The 15,011-nt window shown below is 66.6% G+C and carries 14 protein-coding genes and 1 pseudogene; 5 read left to right on the top strand and 10 right to left on the bottom strand.

All coding sequences use genetic code 11. From position 1 onward, the window contains the following. Window positions 1–234: 234 nt before the first annotated feature. The 8 genes from G6N37_RS16370 to lmeA form a co-directional block, all read right to left on the bottom strand. Window positions 235–1,791, bottom strand: coding sequence for a sensor domain-containing protein (locus G6N37_RS16370; protein WP_163681923.1), 1,557 nt, complete (start codon window positions 1,789–1,791; stop codon window positions 235–237). Between the two features lie 145 nt (window positions 1,792–1,936). After that, window positions 1,937–4,309 (bottom strand): hypothetical protein, encoded by a 2,373-nt coding sequence (locus G6N37_RS16365; protein ID WP_163681921.1) that lies wholly within the window; start codon window positions 4,307–4,309, stop codon window positions 1,937–1,939. 83 nt (window positions 4,310–4,392) lie between these two features. Then, the gene (locus G6N37_RS16360) at window positions 4,393–5,049 is read right to left on the bottom strand and encodes an FABP family protein (RefSeq protein WP_163681919.1); all 657 of its coding nucleotides are present in this window, start codon (window positions 5,047–5,049) and stop codon (window positions 4,393–4,395) included. A gap of 144 nt (window positions 5,050–5,193) precedes the next feature. Then, entirely contained in the window at window positions 5,194–5,496 is a 303-nt protein-coding gene (locus tag G6N37_RS16355; RefSeq protein ID WP_003877205.1) for a DUF1416 domain-containing protein, read from the bottom strand. Between the two features lies 1 nt (window position 5,497). Beyond that, complete coding sequence (locus tag G6N37_RS16350; protein WP_163681916.1) at window positions 5,498–6,331, bottom strand: sulfurtransferase; 834 nt, start codon at window positions 6,329–6,331, stop codon at window positions 5,498–5,500. Window positions 6,332–6,365: 34 nt separating this feature from the next. Next, on the bottom strand, window positions 6,366–6,836 hold the full coding sequence (locus tag G6N37_RS16345; protein WP_163681914.1) for a DUF4395 domain-containing protein: 471 nt from the start codon (window positions 6,834–6,836) through the stop codon (window positions 6,366–6,368). 112 nt (window positions 6,837–6,948) lie between these two features. Continuing rightward, on the bottom strand, window positions 6,949–7,038 hold the full coding sequence (locus G6N37_RS26655) for an Ms5788A family Cys-rich leader peptide (RefSeq protein WP_368730642.1): 90 nt from the start codon (window positions 7,036–7,038) through the stop codon (window positions 6,949–6,951). A gap of 85 nt (window positions 7,039–7,123) precedes the next feature. After that, window positions 7,124–7,936, bottom strand: coding sequence for a mannan chain length control protein LmeA (lmeA, locus tag G6N37_RS16340; RefSeq protein ID WP_163681911.1), 813 nt, complete (start codon window positions 7,934–7,936; stop codon window positions 7,124–7,126). 176 nt (window positions 7,937–8,112) lie between these two features. Here lmeA and G6N37_RS16335 point away from each other — a divergent pair, with 176 nt between their 5' ends. The 5 genes and pseudogenes from G6N37_RS16335 to pstB all read left to right on the top strand — a co-directional run bounded on the left by G6N37_RS16335 (window position 8,113) and on the right by pstB (window position 12,090). Then, window positions 8,113–8,889: a winged helix-turn-helix transcriptional regulator gene (locus G6N37_RS16335; protein WP_163681909.1), complete on the top strand. Its 777-nt coding sequence runs from the start codon at window positions 8,113–8,115 to the stop codon at window positions 8,887–8,889. Next, window positions 8,886–9,791, top strand: coding sequence for a mycothiol synthase (gene mshD, locus G6N37_RS16330; protein WP_163681907.1), 906 nt, complete (start codon window positions 8,886–8,888; stop codon window positions 9,789–9,791). Before G6N37_RS16335 ends, mshD begins: the two co-directional genes overlap by 4 nt. A gap of 166 nt (window positions 9,792–9,957) precedes the next feature. Then, window positions 9,958–11,082, top strand: a complete 1,125-nt coding sequence (gene pstS / locus G6N37_RS16325; RefSeq protein WP_372514695.1) for a phosphate ABC transporter substrate-binding protein PstS — start codon at window positions 9,958–9,960, stop codon at window positions 11,080–11,082. 45 nt (window positions 11,083–11,127) lie between these two features. Then, window positions 11,128–11,313, top strand: a pseudogene (locus G6N37_RS16320) (phosphate ABC transporter permease PstA); the annotation flags it as partial. After that, window positions 11,314–12,090 carry a phosphate ABC transporter ATP-binding protein PstB gene (gene pstB / locus G6N37_RS16315; RefSeq protein ID WP_083168241.1) on the top strand — a complete coding sequence of 259 codons (777 nt, stop codon included), beginning with the start codon at window positions 11,314–11,316 and terminating at the stop codon, window positions 12,088–12,090. A gap of 19 nt (window positions 12,091–12,109) precedes the next feature. On the opposite strand, the gene phoU is transcribed toward pstB, so the two are convergent. Continuing rightward, window positions 12,110–12,775: a phosphate signaling complex protein PhoU gene (phoU, locus tag G6N37_RS16310; RefSeq protein ID WP_163681905.1), complete on the bottom strand. Its 666-nt coding sequence runs from the start codon at window positions 12,773–12,775 to the stop codon at window positions 12,110–12,112. Between the two features lie 58 nt (window positions 12,776–12,833). Next, on the bottom strand, window positions 12,834–14,864 hold the full coding sequence (locus tag G6N37_RS16305; protein ID WP_163681903.1) for an LCP family protein: 2,031 nt from the start codon (window positions 14,862–14,864) through the stop codon (window positions 12,834–12,836). Window positions 14,865–15,011 lie beyond the last annotated feature (147 nt).

The following is a 15,011-nucleotide window of genomic DNA, read 5'->3' as shown; positions in this document are numbered from 1 at the left end:
GAATCGCGGGTACGGTCGGCCGTACACAAGAAGGGAGGTGGTCCGCGAAATTGATAGCTTCATGGACATGTGAGGTGGCTGCGCGCTAGCAGCAGTGGCTTTCGAAGAGCCGGCGATATACGCGCGCTGGCGAATTCCCCGTAGCCACCCGGCCCCCGAGCTTCCGGTCTGTCCAACCAGGAGCCTTGCTCGGGGGCCGCTCCATGTCCGGGGCCGGTCGACGCCTGGGCGCCGCTATTGCGTGACGTTGGCGGCCATCTGATCGGTGATCTGTCCGCCTTGGCCGTGGACACCCACTTCGCAAGCCATGACGTCGAGGACCACGTCGGACACCGCACTCAGCACGCGCTCGCAGCTCGCCCGGCTCGGATCTCCCGGCGCGCGCGACAGCGTGATCCTCGACGGAGCCTCGGTCACGTTCCCGAAGGTCCAGTTGGCTTTGTTGTTGAACTTGACGGTTAGCCCATTGCACGCCTTCCATTTGCCGGCAGAGGCGGTCACGAACTCCTGGGCTTGTGCGGGGGTCGGGAAGCTGACCGCGGCTTGGTAAACCCGGTAGCTGCTGTCCTGCGTATCCAGCCCTTGTCCGAGCACGGCCTTGGGGTTGTAGCCCGCGTAGGCGGACTCGCGAATCGGATCAAACGCACCGAAGCAGGCCGGGTTGGACAGACTCTCGTCTGGACGCAGCCGCGTGGCCGTCTGGTCGTCGGCGACTTGTATCAATGTGGGCGGGTTCATGATGCTGTTCACCTGCTTCGCGCTGAGCAGAATTGCGTCCAGACGCCCGCTCCCCCCCGGTGCGGGTGCCGACTGCCCGGGTGCGCCCTCAGCGGGCGCCATCTGCGCGGCTGTCCCGGCGGGGCCGCCCGGCGCCGCACCGCGGGTCTCGGCCGGCGTTTTTTTGGAACTCGACCCCTGGCTTAGGAAAACGACCGTCCCCACGATCGCGATGATGACGGCCAGGGCGGCGCCGCCGATGATGATCAGCCGGTTCTTGGATCCGCCGGTTGCGGCCGGACCGCCACCGGCCGTGCTCGGTGCGCTGGCGTCGCTTGCCGGTCGCGCCGGGGTGGTCGGTGCGGTCTGCGACCTGGCGGCGGGTGTTGTCGACGCGCCGGAAGCGGAAGCTTGCTGATCGGACTCGATCGACGCCAGCACGTTGTCGATGTCGTTTCGGGTGCGATACGTGACGTCGTGTCGCAGGCGCATCATGCGCAAAAGTTGGGCGATGTCGCTGCGGGCGCTGGGGTCGTCGCCGTCCTCGTCGAGTCCGGATCTGAGTTCGACCAACAATTGCAGCTGCTGCTGCGGGCTGAGCTCCTTCTCGGCGAGCATGTTGCCCAACCGCGTTATGTAGCCGAACGGCACGGGCGGCTCGTCGGGCAGCGGGTCCGGCAAGGGGTGAGGCTTAGCGGTGAGCGAGTGCACGGCGGTGACCAGCTGGATGCCGGCGTCAACGGTCGGGTTCCGGTAGTCGATGATCTGCAACGCCGCAAGTGGATTCACGCGCATGCTGCCTATGTCGCCGATGCGAACCGGAAGGATCGGCTTGTTCAAAGCCTGCGCGTAGCGCAGCTCGGACTGACTCGGTTTGGACTGCAACCAGTTGCTTGAGAGCGCGACGAGGAACAGGTCGCAGGCACGGATCTGCTCGAGGATCTTGGCCCACCACGAGTCGCCGCCGCCTAGCTCTTGGTCGAACCAAACTTGCTGTTGGGCGCGCCGCAGCGCCGCCGCCAGGGCATCGACCGTTGACCTGTCCTGGCTCGAGTAGCTGACAAACAGCGCCATCACAGTCTCCTAGGGTGAGGCCGAGCGAACGAAATGGGCCATAGCCTGCATGCGACCGGTATCACATGCGCCGATACCGTATCAGTGCGAGCCCAACTCAGGATGGCCAATTCGGCTCCGTTCGAGTCGATAACGCGTCAGACGCTTATTGCTTTCCGCGATCCAAAACGCGGCTTTCTTGGGGCGGGCGGAATTCGGCATAGCGGCGCGCGAATTCGTCGGCGGGGACGGGCCATTGCTCGCCGGCCTCCCCGCGTACGACCCAGTCGCCGTCGGCCGCAGTCGCGGGGCCTTCGAGGGTGTCAATGGTTTCACCGGCCTGCGCGGGCCGCGCCTGAACGCAGCCACTGCGTTGCCATTTCCCATCACCCGCCGGCTCGTACGTGTCGCGGAAAATGTCGTCGCGCACGGACCAGATCTTTCCGTCTTCGTGGACCGCCCAGTCACCGGCGTTGGCGCGCATCGTGTGCCCGGAATCCGATGTCCACGTCCACGGGGCGTCGCGTTGCTCAGCGGTGACCGTCCCGACCCGGGTGAAGGTCTGCCACATCGGGCGCGACCGGAAGCCCAGTTGACGCAGACTCCACAAGGTAGCGGCCAAGCTGCGGATCGCTGCATTGAGCAAATCTGGGGTGCTTTCCACTACCGCCCAGTCGACCAGCTTGTCGTGGATCTTGTGCGAATCATCGCGAGGCGATCCGTACTTCCAGCCGTTGTGGCGGTAATAGCGGCACCAGTCCTCGTGCTCAGCCCGCGCCATGCTCATCGCTGAGTCGTGGTCGAAGCCCATCAGAGAAAGCTGCTCCAACGGCGGCAATCCCGCCATGTCGTTGCCGGAAAGCTGCGCCGGTGGGCTGCCCCACGTATTCCAGGTGTGCCCAGCGATTTTTTCAACCATCCATAAGGCGTTGCGTACCTGGCGCCGATTGGATCCGCGGTAGAACTCATTAAGGTCCTCCCACGGCATCGCGGCCGGGGACCGGGGTGTCCCCGGGTCGATCGTTGACACATAGCGCTCGTGAATCAGCCTCGCCGCGCGCTCCCAGGCGTCCTGGACTCGGCCCTCGCGACTGTCCAGCACCAGGGAATAGGACTGCAACCTTCCCACGACCTGGATCGCGTCGTCGGCCAGGTTGGTGTTGAGATCCGAGGTGTACACCGGCATCTCGGGGAAGCGGGCAGCCAGCCTGCTGGCAGTCGCAGCCTGCTGCGTGTCGACCAAAATCACGGCGCTCGTGGCGGGGTTGGCATCGCCGATCAAACGCAGCATGGTGGGTACTGTTGGCATCTCCGTTACTGCATCGATTTCCGGTCCATCCGACATGAAACCGGCCTGCTGGCGATGAAATTCGTGATCCCGCAAGTAGTCATCGGCGTCGCGTTCGACGAGGGTGAGCGCCGGCAACGACACCGCATCCGGCGGGGTATAGAAGTCACGCTCAAGAGCGCGGCGGGTCAGGTCCGCGCACAGCGCCAGAGTCAATTGTGAAGTGCCACAGACGAATACCCGCCGAATGGTCTTGGCTTCAATGATGCCGTCCAACAACCTGCCGGCGGTCACCTCATACTTACCGACGACATCGGCCGCCCACCGGGTGTCCGATCCCCCAAATTGCTGAGTGCGCCACGCTTCGGCGAGCCAGGGGTCATCCATGCGCACGATGAGCGGCAACCGCTGCTTGTGGCCGACCTCGGCGAGCCGACGACCGATCAGGTCAAGCCACAGTAGATTGATCGCCGGGTCGGGTGCCATCAGGTAGAGCCGCGCGAGGTGGCGCCACAGGCGCAACGAGACCAGCGTGGATGGCGTGCTGAAATCCACCAGGACCACTCGGGCGCCCTGCCTGCGGGCCCGTGTTACGTGGTCGTCGCCCGCGTTGGTGATGACCACCAAGGTGTTGCGCCGGTCCAACGTCTGCGCGATCCCGCTGATCATTGACTGGGTGTCGTCATCGATGCCGACGACGGCGGTGACGGAGTCTGCGAGGTTCGCTCGTAACCGGTCCACTTGGGACCGGAAGGCTGCTATGACAACCCCACCCAATCCGGTGAAGATCGCGGCCAGGGCGGTCACCCGGGCTACTTCCAGGGCGATCGGGGTGGGCGTGGGGCAAGGGCGTCCGCCCAGCGAGTAGTCGCCGGTGCTGCCTTTGACCAACGAGGCGGTCGCCATCAGCGGGGTGAACAACGCCGGATGGTTGGCGTCGTGACAAGACCAAAAGGAGCTGAGGCCGAGTACGGCGGTCAAACTGATCAAGGCCGCGATAACGGTGAATGAGATACCTGTCGTGCGGCCGGCGCCGGCCGATCGAAACGCCATCACGAAAAAAGCCAGGATCGCCAACGTCACCAACAGCGTGGGTCCCGACCCGGGTTGACCGAACCACCTCAACCACGCCGGCAAGGCGTCCCTGGTCGAAGGCCGCAGCGCCAGAAGGCACAGATAGCCAAGAAGAAGTAGGCCGACGACGGACGCGATGCGGCGGGCAGGAGGGGACGTCGTCACACTACGACGCATCCACCGACCTCCTTAGATCGTGATTGCACGCACATGATGACACCTGAGGCGGCCGCTTGGAGGTCGAACGAGCGGGCCGGCGGTTAGCCGGCGTACCGCGAGAGCCGCGCCGAAAGGTGGGGAACCAGGCCGCCGTCGGCGTCCACCCGCTCCTCGACGTAGGCCAGGTCGCCGCCCTCGACGATGCCGTAGAGCCGTTTCGCGCCACCGACCAGTACGCCAGATCGGCTGCGGGCCAGCGCGTCGGTCACCAACTCCCACGACGACTGGGTACGCGGCCGGCCGTAGAACAGTTCCACGTAGCCGGCCGAATGGGCCAGCAGCAACTCGATGGCCTGAGATTCGCTGGGGTCGTCGGGATCGTCGACGAAGCGCCAGAACCCCGTCTCGCGCAACCCGTGTTCCTGGTATTCACCCGTGTCGCTGAGCCGCCACGTCCGGGATTCCCAATTCAGGTAATCACCGCCGTCGTGCGAGACCACGATCTGCTGGCCGAACCGGTAATCGCCGTCATGAGCACGGCCCTCGCCGTGTCCGCGCCACACACCGACCAGCGGCAGCAGCGCCAGCAATGCGTCGTGCAGGTTGGCGCCTTCCCGCAGGTTGGCGGTGTCGGCAGGAAGCGGCAGGTCGTCGAAGGCGGGAATATTGCGGCCGGCGGTCAGTTTGGCGCGCTCCGCGGCGGCGGCCACCGCGCGATCGCCGGAGCTCGCCGAACTCAATGGTTCGTCAGAAGTCACGATTCGTCAGTGATGAGCCGGTACAGCGTGTACAGCGCAAACCATGAGATCACCACAACCGAAGCGACCAGCATGATCTCGAAGAACAGCACCACGGGGACCAGTCTATTCGTCGCGTGAGATGCCGGTCGGGGCAGCGGGGTCTCAGGCGATCTTGACGTCCACCTCGTGGATGCCCGCGCCCGACGGGGTCACCACGGCGTTCCCGTTACCGGCCGCCGACAAGGCGCGCAGCGTCCAGGACCCCGGGGCGGCGAAGAACCGGAAGTCGCCGGTCGCCGACGCGACGACCTCGGCCGTGAACTCATCCGACGAGTCGAGCAAGCGGACGAAGGCGCCGCCAACCGCCTGGCCATCGCTGTCGACGACTCGGCCGGTGATCACCGTTTCCTTCTCCAAGTCGACGCTGGCCGGCAACGTCACTCCTTGCTTCGGGGCAGAGCACATATCAGCTTCCCAACTCAATCGGGGCACCCACCAGGGAGCCGTATTCCGTCCAACTTCCGTCGTAGTTCCTGACGTTTTTGTGGCCGAGTAATTCCCGGAGCACGAACCAGGTGTGCGACGAACGCTCCCCGATCCGGCAATACGCGATCGTTTCCTTGTTGCCGTCCAGACCGGCGTTGGCGTAGAGCTTGGCCAGCTCCTCGTCGGACTTGAAGGTGCCATCCTCGTTGGCGGCCTTGCTCCAGGGCACGTTGATCGCCCCGGGAATGTGGCCGGGCCGCTGGCTCTGCTCCTGCGGCAGATGCGCCGGCGCCAGGATCTTGCCGGAGAACTCGTCGGGCGAACGCACGTCGACCAGGTTCTTGGCGTTGATGGCCGCGATCACCTCGTCGCGGAACGCCCGGATGCTGTTGTCCGGGGCGGCGGCGCTGTACGAGGTGGCCGGCCTGCTAACCGTGTCGCCGGACAGAGCGCGCCCGTCGAGTTCCCATTTCTTTCGGCCGCCGTCGAGCAGCTTGACCTTGTCGTGGCCGTACAGCTTGAAGTACCAGTAGGCGTAGGCGGCGAACCAATTGTTGTTGCCGCCGTAGAGGATCACGGTGTCGTCGTTGGAGATGCCACGCTCGCTGAGGAGTTTGGAGAACTGCTGCGCGTCGACGAAGTCGCGCTTGACGGGGTCCTGCAAGTCGGAACGCCAGTCCAGCCTGATCGCGCCGGGGATGTGGCCGGTGTCGTATGCGCTGGTGTCCTCGTCGACCTCGACGAAGACGACACCGGGGGCGTCGAGATTGCTCTCGGCCCAGTCCGCGGAGACCAGGACGTCGGAGCGTGCCATGCGGGGATCCTTTCGATCGCTTTCTATGAACAGGTCATGTGGTGCGCGCGGCGCCTCGGAAACGCGCGACCAGCGGATAGAGCTGGCAGCCCAGGCAGATCCCGAATGCGGCGTTGAGGAAGGCGGCGGTGAGCGCGGCGGCGGTGGCGATGACGCCGATCAGAAAGGCACCGGCAGCGAACGCGGCGACGCCGGCAAGCGCAAAGATCAGGCCGACGAGCTGGGCGAACTTCAGGGGTGCGACCGGTTCGCGCTCCGCGACGGGGCCCAGCCGGGGCGCCACGACGGCGGCGAATATCCGCCCGTAGGGGTGCTTGCGCGGGCCGCCGACGGCGCCGATGGCAAAGATGACGGCCTGCACGCCGAGGATGACCGCCGCCGACGCCGGGCTGGCGGCGGACGCGGCGAGCGTGATCACCAGGACCGCGGTGGTCACCCAGGCGGCGAACCTGGGGCCCCGGACGTCGACGGTGTCTGGCTGGGTGGTGGTGTTGTTGCTCGGCACGGTACTACTCCTGGATAAGCCTGTTGCATTGTGCTTTTGGGAACGAACGACGGGAGACGAGCCACGGTAACGTTCCGGGCTGCTCCGAGTGCTACGCGAAAACGCGCGCGACTCAGCAGCTACAGCGACAGCAACAGCCCGCGGTGCGGCACAGATCGACTGCGCGGCGTTGGGTGAGCAGGGGCTCAAGGCGGGCTAGCACGTCGGCAAGCTTACCGAATGACGGACAACGATCAAATCAGCGGCGGTTGCCTCGCGGCGCGCACACGCCCGGGGGGCTGACGGGCTCACGACTGCTTGAAGCCGTCCAGGTTGACGGTCATCCCGTAGCTGATGCCCTCGATGATGACGTCGGAGCCGCGCGCCCCCTCGGTCTTCGGCGCCACTCCGAACGGGAGCCGCTGGTTGGGCACCCGGGCGGTGAAGGCGCGCAGCACCGCGTCCCGCTTGTCGTTCGGGACGGCTTGGTCGGCGGTGTCCGGCCCGGTCAGGACGCCGGTCGGCGTGATCACCAGCGTCGCCTGGTCTTCCGGGGCGATGGAGAGGTCCACCGAGACGCTGACCCGGTGCTCGAAGTTGGCCGAATGCGGGGTGCCGCTGAACACCAGCCCATGGCTGTCGGAGATGCCCGACGCGGTGACGCCGCCGGTGGAGGTATTGGTTTCGTTGGCCGGCGCCTCGACCATCAAGTCGCTGATGCCCAGGTATCTGCCCAGGTGCGTCGAGCCGATGATGATCCGGCTCTCCAGTTTGCCCACCGGCAGTCTCGCGTCCGGTCCGATCAACCAGGACGTGTGGGCCAGATCGACGGAGTACATCGTGGCTTCCAGCGTGGCCTTGCCGACCGTCGCATGGTCGACGGCGTTGGCCTTGATCTCCACCTGGTTGTAGTGGCCACGCATCGCCTGCGGGATGAATGGGAATGCCACGATGGCGACGAACGGGTCGGACCTCAGATTGGCCGCTTTGCGCACGCTGCACGACAGCCGGTATTCGGCGTAGATGCTGCTCCCGTAGTCGACCGCGACCGCGCCGAGTGTGACCACGGCCACGGCGATTGCCGCGGCCGCCAGCCCGATCAGCACCCTGCGCACCCGCATATTGTCGCGTAACCGTCTCTTCGCCGTCCGCCGGCCCGCCCGGGTGGCGGGGCTCACACTGCGCCGTCGCCACGCAAAAATGGCAGGTGGCAAGTTATCGTTAGATGACCTGGCAACTAACGCGTTGTTGCGTTGCGATTTGTGAAGATGCCGTTCCCCCGAGCTGGAGGGGCTAGTTGGAGCTATTACTGCTGACCTCGGAGCTGCATCCCGACCCGGTCCTGCCGTCGCTGTCGCTGCTTCCTCACACCATCCGGACGGCGCCGGCCGAGCCGTCCTCGTTGCTCGAAGCGGGGACGGCGGACGCCGTGCTCGTGGACGCGCGCACCGACCTGTCGTCGGCGCGCGGCCTTTGCCGGCTGTTGAGCACCGCGGGCCGGTCGGTCCCCGTCCTGGCCGTGGTGAGCGAAGGCGGCCTGGTGGCGGTCAGCGCCGACTGGGGGCTGGACGAGATCCTGCTGCCGAGCACCGGCCCCGCCGAGATCGACGCCAGGCTGCGGCTGGTGGTCGGCCGCCGCGGCGGGCTGGCCGACCAGGAGAGCGCGGGCAAAGTGAGCCTGGGTGAGCTGGTGATCGACGAGGGCACCTACACCGCGAGACTGCGGGGCCGCCCGCTCGACCTGACGTACAAAGAGTTCGAGTTGCTCAAGTACCTGGCCCAGCATGCCGGGCGCGTATTCACCCGCGCCCAGCTGCTGCACGAGGTGTGGGGATACGACTTCTTCGGCGGCACCCGCACGGTCGACGTGCACGTGCGTCGACTGCGCGCCAAACTTGGCCCCGAGTACGAGGCATTGATCGGCACGGTGCGCAACGTCGGGTACAAGGCCGTCCGGCCGGCCCGCGGCCGCGCGCCGCTCGCGGATCCCGCTGAGGACGAAGCCGCCGACGACGTCGAGTCCGACTCCGAGGATCTGCAAGAGCCCCTGGGCGACCCCCTACGCAGTCAGTGACCGCGCCCGCGTGGCGCTCGACGCTGACCGCGGACGAGCAGCGGCAAGTGCGCGAACTCGTCAGCGCGGCAACGGAATTCGATGGCGTGGCGCCCGTCGGCGAGCAGGTGCTGCGCGAGCTCGCGCACGACCGCACCGGGCACCTGTCGATCAGCGAGGCCGACGAGATCGTCGGCTACCTCAATCTGTCGCGCGATCCAGATGCCGCAATGGCCGAACTCGTGGTCCACCCGCGGGTCCGGCGGCGCGGGCTCGGTACGGCGCTGGCCCGTGCGGCGCTGGCCGAGACGGCCGGTCGCAACCGGTTCTGGGCACACGGCACCCTCGAGCCTGCCCGGGCCACCGCCTCCGCGCTGGGTCTGGTCCCGGTGCGTGAACTGCTGCAGATGCGACGCACGCTGCGTGGCGCCCACGACCTGGCGGACCCCGTGCCCGGCGTGCGGGTACGCACCTACGCGGGCGCGACCGATGACGCCGAGCTCCTGCGCGTCAACAACGCCGCCTTCGCCGACCATCCCGAACAGGGCGGCTGGACCGAAGTCCAGCTGGCCGAGCGGCGCAACGAGCCATGGTTCGACCCGGCCGGATTGTTCCTCGCATTCGACGAAGCCGATCGGACGGGCAAGCTGCTGGGCTTCCACTGGACCAAGGTGCATCCCGATCAGCCCGGCCTGGGGGAGGTCTACGTCGTGGGTGTCGACCCCGCGGCGCAGGGACGCGGCATGGGGCGGATGTTGACGGCCATCGGTATCGAGTCATTGGCGCGCAGGCTGGCCGGCTCGCCCGACCCGACCGTGTTGCTCTACGTGGAGTCCGACAACGTCGCCGCGGTGCGCACCTACCAGCGCCTTGGCTTCAGCACCTACAGCGTGGACACCGCCTACGCGGCCGCTCCCGAGTGACCGGGCCCGCAGGCGGCCGGCCGGTATCCCCGCCCGTTCACCTGCGTTTGCTAATGAAATGTTGCCGCGGGCCGCGTCGGAGCATATTTTCGCCGCGACCCGGCAACCTCTTGGGAGATGGCCGGCGGCGCACACGCGGGTCCGAATGGGTCAGGAAGCGGGATCGGTGAGGCTCGACAGGGGAGGCAGGGCGCTGGCGGCGCTGATGGTCGCGGCAGTCGGGAGCGGCGCGCTGGCGGGCTGTGACAGCGATCAGAACCGCCGGGGGGCGTCACCGGCAGCCCTGTCCGGGCCCACGGGCACGGCGGGATGCGGCGGCAAGAACAAGCTCACGGCGGAAGGGTCGACGGCTCAACTGAATGCGATGGCGCTGTTCAACCAGTTCTGGGGGCAGTACTGCCCGGGCAAGAGCGTGTCATACAACCCGACTGGTTCGGGCGCGGGCCGCGAGCAGTTCATCGCCGGCCACGTCGATTTCGCGGGCACCGACTCCCCGCTGGCCGCCGACCAGATCGGTCCGGCCGCCGCCCGCTGCGACGGAAACCCGGCGTGGGACTTGCCGCTGGTCTTCGGGCCGATCGCTCTGGTCTACAACCTGGCCGAAGTCCCGGCGCTCGTGGTGAGCAGCGACGCGTTGGCCAAGATCCTCAGCGGACGGATCACGGCGTGGAACGACCCGATCCTGGCCGCCCTCAATCCCGGCGTCGTGCTGCCCGATACGAAGATCACGCCGATCTACCGAGCGGACTCGTCCGGAACGACCGACAACCTGCAGAAATTTCTGACGGCCGCCGCACCGCAGAGCTGGACCAAAGGCGTGGGCACCGTGTTTCAGGGCGGGGTGGGCGAGGGCGCCCCGAAATCGGCCGGGGTCGTTCAGGCCGTGCGGGCCACCCCGGGAGCCATCGGATACGTCGAGAAGTGGTTTGCCGACCAGTCCGCGATGCCCTACGCCCGGATCGCGACCAACAAGGGCGTCGTAGTCCCGCTTACCAACGAGACGGCCGGTAACGCGGTGAAGGCGGCCGATTTCGTCGCCGACGGCAATGACCTGGTGCTCGACCTCAACCCGATGTACTCCTCCCAGGAGCCGGGCTCCTACCCGTTGCTGCTGGCGACGTACGAGATCGTCTGCTCGAAGGGCTCCGATCCGGACACCTCGGGAGCGATCAAGTCGTTCCTCACCGTGGCCGCCGGCAGGGGGCAGACGGATCTTCCGTCGGCGGGCTACGTCCCCCTGCCCGCCAAGGTCAAAGACCGGCTGGTTGCCGCGATCGAGGCGCTGCAGTGACCAGATGGGCCCGGGATCGCATGGATCACCCCAAACCCGCTAGCCGCGCAGCCCATGAACATCGACATCGTGGTCGGACTCATGGGAAGGCTGCCTGGCATGATGTAGAAGCAGACCAGCGCCGGCCTGAACCCGGTCCCCACGGATCGGTTGTGGGGTGCCGCCCGAACCCTCATCCTGGTGATCGCCACCATCAACATGGCGCCGAAACGTCGTAGGCAGGAGCACTAAGTGGCCAAGCGGTTGGACCTCAAAGCCGTCAACATCTACTACGGGTCGTTCAAAGCGGTCGCGGATGTGACGCTGTCGATTCTGCCCCGCAGTGTAACGGCGTTCATTGGCTCGTCGGGTTGCGGCAAGACGACCGTGCTGCGCACGCTGAACCGGATGCACGAGGTCATCCCCGGCGGCCGGGTCGAGGGCAGCGTGCTTCTCGACGACCAAGACATCTACGGCCCCGGTGTAGACCCGGTCGGTGTACGTCGGGCGATCGGGATGGTGTTCCAGCGACCGAACCCGTTCCCCGCCATGTCAATTCGCGACAATGTGGTGGCCGGCTTGAAGCTGCAGGGCGTGCGCGACCGCAAGCTGCTCGATGAGACATCCGAACACTCACTGCGCGCCGCAAACCTGTGGGATGAGGTCAAGGACCGGTTGGACAAACCCGGCGGCGGACTGTCCGGGGGGCAGCAGCAACGGTTGTGCATCGCGCGGGCCATCGCCGTGCAACCCGACGTGTTGCTCATGGACGAGCCGTGCTCCGCGCTGGACCCGATCTCGACGATGGCCATCGAGGAGCTGATCAGTGAGTTGAAGCAGGATTACACGATCGTCATCGTCACCCACAACATGCAGCAGGCCGCCCGGGTCAGCGACTACACCGCGTTCTTCAACCTGGAAGCAACAGGAAAGCCGGGTCGATTGATCGAAGTCGACGACACCGAGAAGATCTTCTCCAACCCCAGCCAGAAGGCCACGGAGGACTACATCTCCGGCCGCTTCGGCTAGCTGGACGTGCTTTCGCCTACTACGAGGGGGGATTCGTTTCCTCTTCGGGCAGTTTGCCGGTCGCCTGGAAGATGACGCGCCTGGCCACTTCGACGGCGTGGTCGGCGAAGCGCTCGTAGAACCGGCCCAGCAGGGTCACGTCGACCGCGGCCGCCACACCGTACTTCCATTCGCGGTCCATCAGCACCGAGAACAGATGGCGGTGCAGATCGTCCATCGCGTCGTCCTCTTCGCGGATCCGGGCGGCTTTCTCCGGGTCGCGCGACATCACCACCTCTTGCGCGCTGTTGCCCAATTCGACTGCGACCCTGCCCATTTCGGCGAAGTAGCCGTTGACCTCTTCGGGCAGCGCGTGTTGGGGATGCCGGCGGCGAGCGATCTTCGCGACGTGCAGGGCCAGCGCGCCCATCCGGTCGATGTCGGCCACCATCTGAATCGCGCTCACGATGGACCTCAAATCACCGGCGACCGGCGCCTGCAAGGCAAGCAACACGAAGGCGCTTTCTTCGGCCTGGGCGCTCAGCGCGGCGATCTTTTCGTGATCGGAGATCACCTGCTCGGCCAGTACCAGATCCGCTTGCAGCAGCGCCTGGGTGGCCCGCTCCATGGCGACGCCCGCCAACCCGCACATCTCGCCTAGGCGCTCGGATAACTCCGAAAGCTGCTCATGGTAGGCGGTCCGCATATCGCCAAGCCTACGTTCTCGGCGCCGAAAATGGGGGCCGCAGCGCCGCCAAATGCGCTCACTCGCAGGTGGTGTCGGCGGCGTTGGTGACGGTCAGGTCCTCGGGCAGCTTGGGTGGGGCGCTGCCAGAACCGCGTTCGATCTGCAAACTGATCGACGAGCCGCTCGGCTGGGGAGTGGCGACCGCCTTGAAGTCAGGCCCGAGCACCACCTGCACCACCTGCCCGTAGCCGGAAACCCGCTGGACCTTCGCATTGGTGAAGGACGACGCCACGGTCGCCGCCGCCTGCTCGTTTCCGGGCGAGAACAACACGGTCGTCGTGTTCACCGCACTCGGATAGTCGTCCGGCGTCATCACGTTGAAGCCGTCGCGCTTGAGCTGGCTGGTGGCGGTGGCGGCCAGGCCGCTCTGCGTCGTGGCGTTGGACACCCGCACCGTGACGTCGCCCGGCGTGGTCGTGGTGACCTGCTCGTGTCGGGCCTCGGGGGCCGGCGTGGGGGCCGGCGCCTTCTTGGTCGCGGGCGCCTTCGTCTGCCCCGACTTGTCGTCGGAGGTCTCCAGATTCTTTGCGTTCTGGTCGTTTTCCTCAGGCAGCGGATCGTCGTTGATGATGGCGTCGAACAACGCGCGCATGTCGGCCATCCGCGGCGGCTCGTCGCCGTTCTGGTCGGTGACGCCGGTCGGCACGGTCACGAAGGTGACGTGACCGGCCGCCATCCCCTGCAACGACTGGCCCAGTTGGATCAAGTCCTTCGACTGCACGTTGTCGACGACGGTGTCGCTGATGAACATGTTGACGACGTTGTTGAGCTTGTTGAGGTCGAGCAGCGTGTCCTCGGAGATCAACGACCGCAGCAGCGACGACAAGAACAACTGCTGGCGTTTGATGCGGCCGTAGTCCCCGTTCGTTTCGGTGGTGACCTGCCGGGCTCGCACATAGTTCAGGGCGGTGCTGCCGTCCAGGACTTGGCGGCCGCCGTGTTCGAGGACCGTGCCCAACTCGTAGTCGTGCAGTGGGGTTTTCGAGCAGACCTCGACACCGCCCAGGGCATCGACCATTTTGGCGAACCCGGAGAAGTCGACGGCGATGAATCGGTTGATGCTCAGGCCGGACAGCTTCTGGATTTCCTTCACCAGACATTTCGGGCCGCCGAAGGCGAATGCCGAGTTCAGTTTGGTCTCGGTGTAGACCATCTTCGGGCCCCAGGTCTTGGTCTTCGCATCGTAGAGGGGGCCGTACTTACCGGTGTCCGGGTTCCACGCCTCGCACTGCATCGGGGTGATCGCGAGATCACGGGGGAACGACACCGCCACCACGCGTTTGCGGTTGGCCGGAATGTTGACCAGCATCACGGTGTCCGAGCGGGCGCCGTCCGCGTCGTCGGTGTTGCCGGCGCCCATGTTGGCGTTGTCGCCGGCGCGGGAGTCGAGGCCGACGATCAAGAAGTCTTCGTCCCCGTATTGCCCGTTGCGGTCGCGAATGTCGTCCGACTGCGGGTCAAGGGCGCTGATGGTGTTGAGCCGTGCGTTCTTCGACGTACTCCACTTCCACGCCCCGCCGGTCATGACGACGGCCAGCACGGCGAGCAGCGCCGCCAGCGAGCGCGCGGCCACCAGCATCGGCCGGTGGCGTCGACCCGTCGTGCGCGCGACGGCGTCGGGCGTCACGCCGGATGCGGACCCGTCGCGGTGCGGATGGTCAGCGGCGCCGAGGTCGGGGAGTTCCGAGACCGCGTCGAGCGAGTACGCCAGGTCCTCGATCACCTGAGTCTCTTGCAGCTCCACCGGCAGGCCCGATGCGGCGTCGTCCGCGGGTTCGGCCTCCGGTTCGGCACGGCGGTGAGTGGACCGGCCCGTCGCCGGGGCACCGAGTTTCGCGATCAGGTCGGCGACGCTGACCCCGCCCCCCGTATGGCATCCGGAGTCGTTGTCATCGGCTGCTCGAGGCGCGACGGGCTCGACCGCGGTGTCGGTCTGCCATAAGTGAAGGCTGTAGTCGGACGGCGGCTCCGAGAACCGCTCCCAGGGCGCGGCGCCTAACGCCGCGTGCCGAACGTCAGGAGTGGCGTCGCCCTCGGCGTCACTCATGTCCTACCGGCCTCCGAAGCTCTGATGCGGATGTCCGTGTCCGTGCGCGGTGTCGGCCCGGCGCCCGGCGTTGTCAGCGCTGCGGCTCGTGCCACCCGTGGGTCGCACTCCTTTGTCGCCCTCGGGCGGCGGCGCGTTACCGATCCG

The organism is Mycobacterium seoulense (assembly GCF_010731595.1).
GTDB classification, from domain to species: Bacteria; Actinomycetota; Actinomycetes; order Mycobacteriales; family Mycobacteriaceae; genus Mycobacterium; species Mycobacterium seoulense.
This window is presented reverse-complemented; position numbering and strand designations above follow the sequence as displayed.

Bases quoted from the DNA above. Each gene is read 5' to 3' on its own strand.
- lmeA (WP_163681911.1), bottom strand. From the start codon at position 7,936: ATGCGGGTGCGCAGGGTGCTGATCGGGCTGGCGGCCGCGGCAATCGCC.
- phoU (WP_163681905.1), bottom strand. From the start codon at position 12,775: ATGCGGACCGCCTACCATGAGCAGCTTTCGGAGTTATCCGAGCGCCTA.
- G6N37_RS16365 (WP_163681921.1), bottom strand. From the start codon at position 4,309: ATGCGTCGTAGTGTGACGACGTCCCCTCCTGCCCGCCGCATCGCGTCC.
- G6N37_RS16350 (WP_163681916.1), bottom strand. From the start codon at position 6,331: ATGGCACGCTCCGACGTCCTGGTCTCCGCGGACTGGGCCGAGAGCAAT.
- G6N37_RS16370 (WP_163681923.1), bottom strand. From the start codon at position 1,791: ATGGCGCTGTTTGTCAGCTACTCGAGCCAGGACAGGTCAACGGTCGAT.
- G6N37_RS16355 (WP_003877205.1), bottom strand. From the start codon at position 5,496: ATGTGCTCTGCCCCGAAGCAAGGAGTGACGTTGCCGGCCAGCGTCGAC.
- G6N37_RS16305 (WP_163681903.1), bottom strand. From the start codon at position 14,864: ATGAGTGACGCCGAGGGCGACGCCACTCCTGACGTTCGGCACGCGGCG.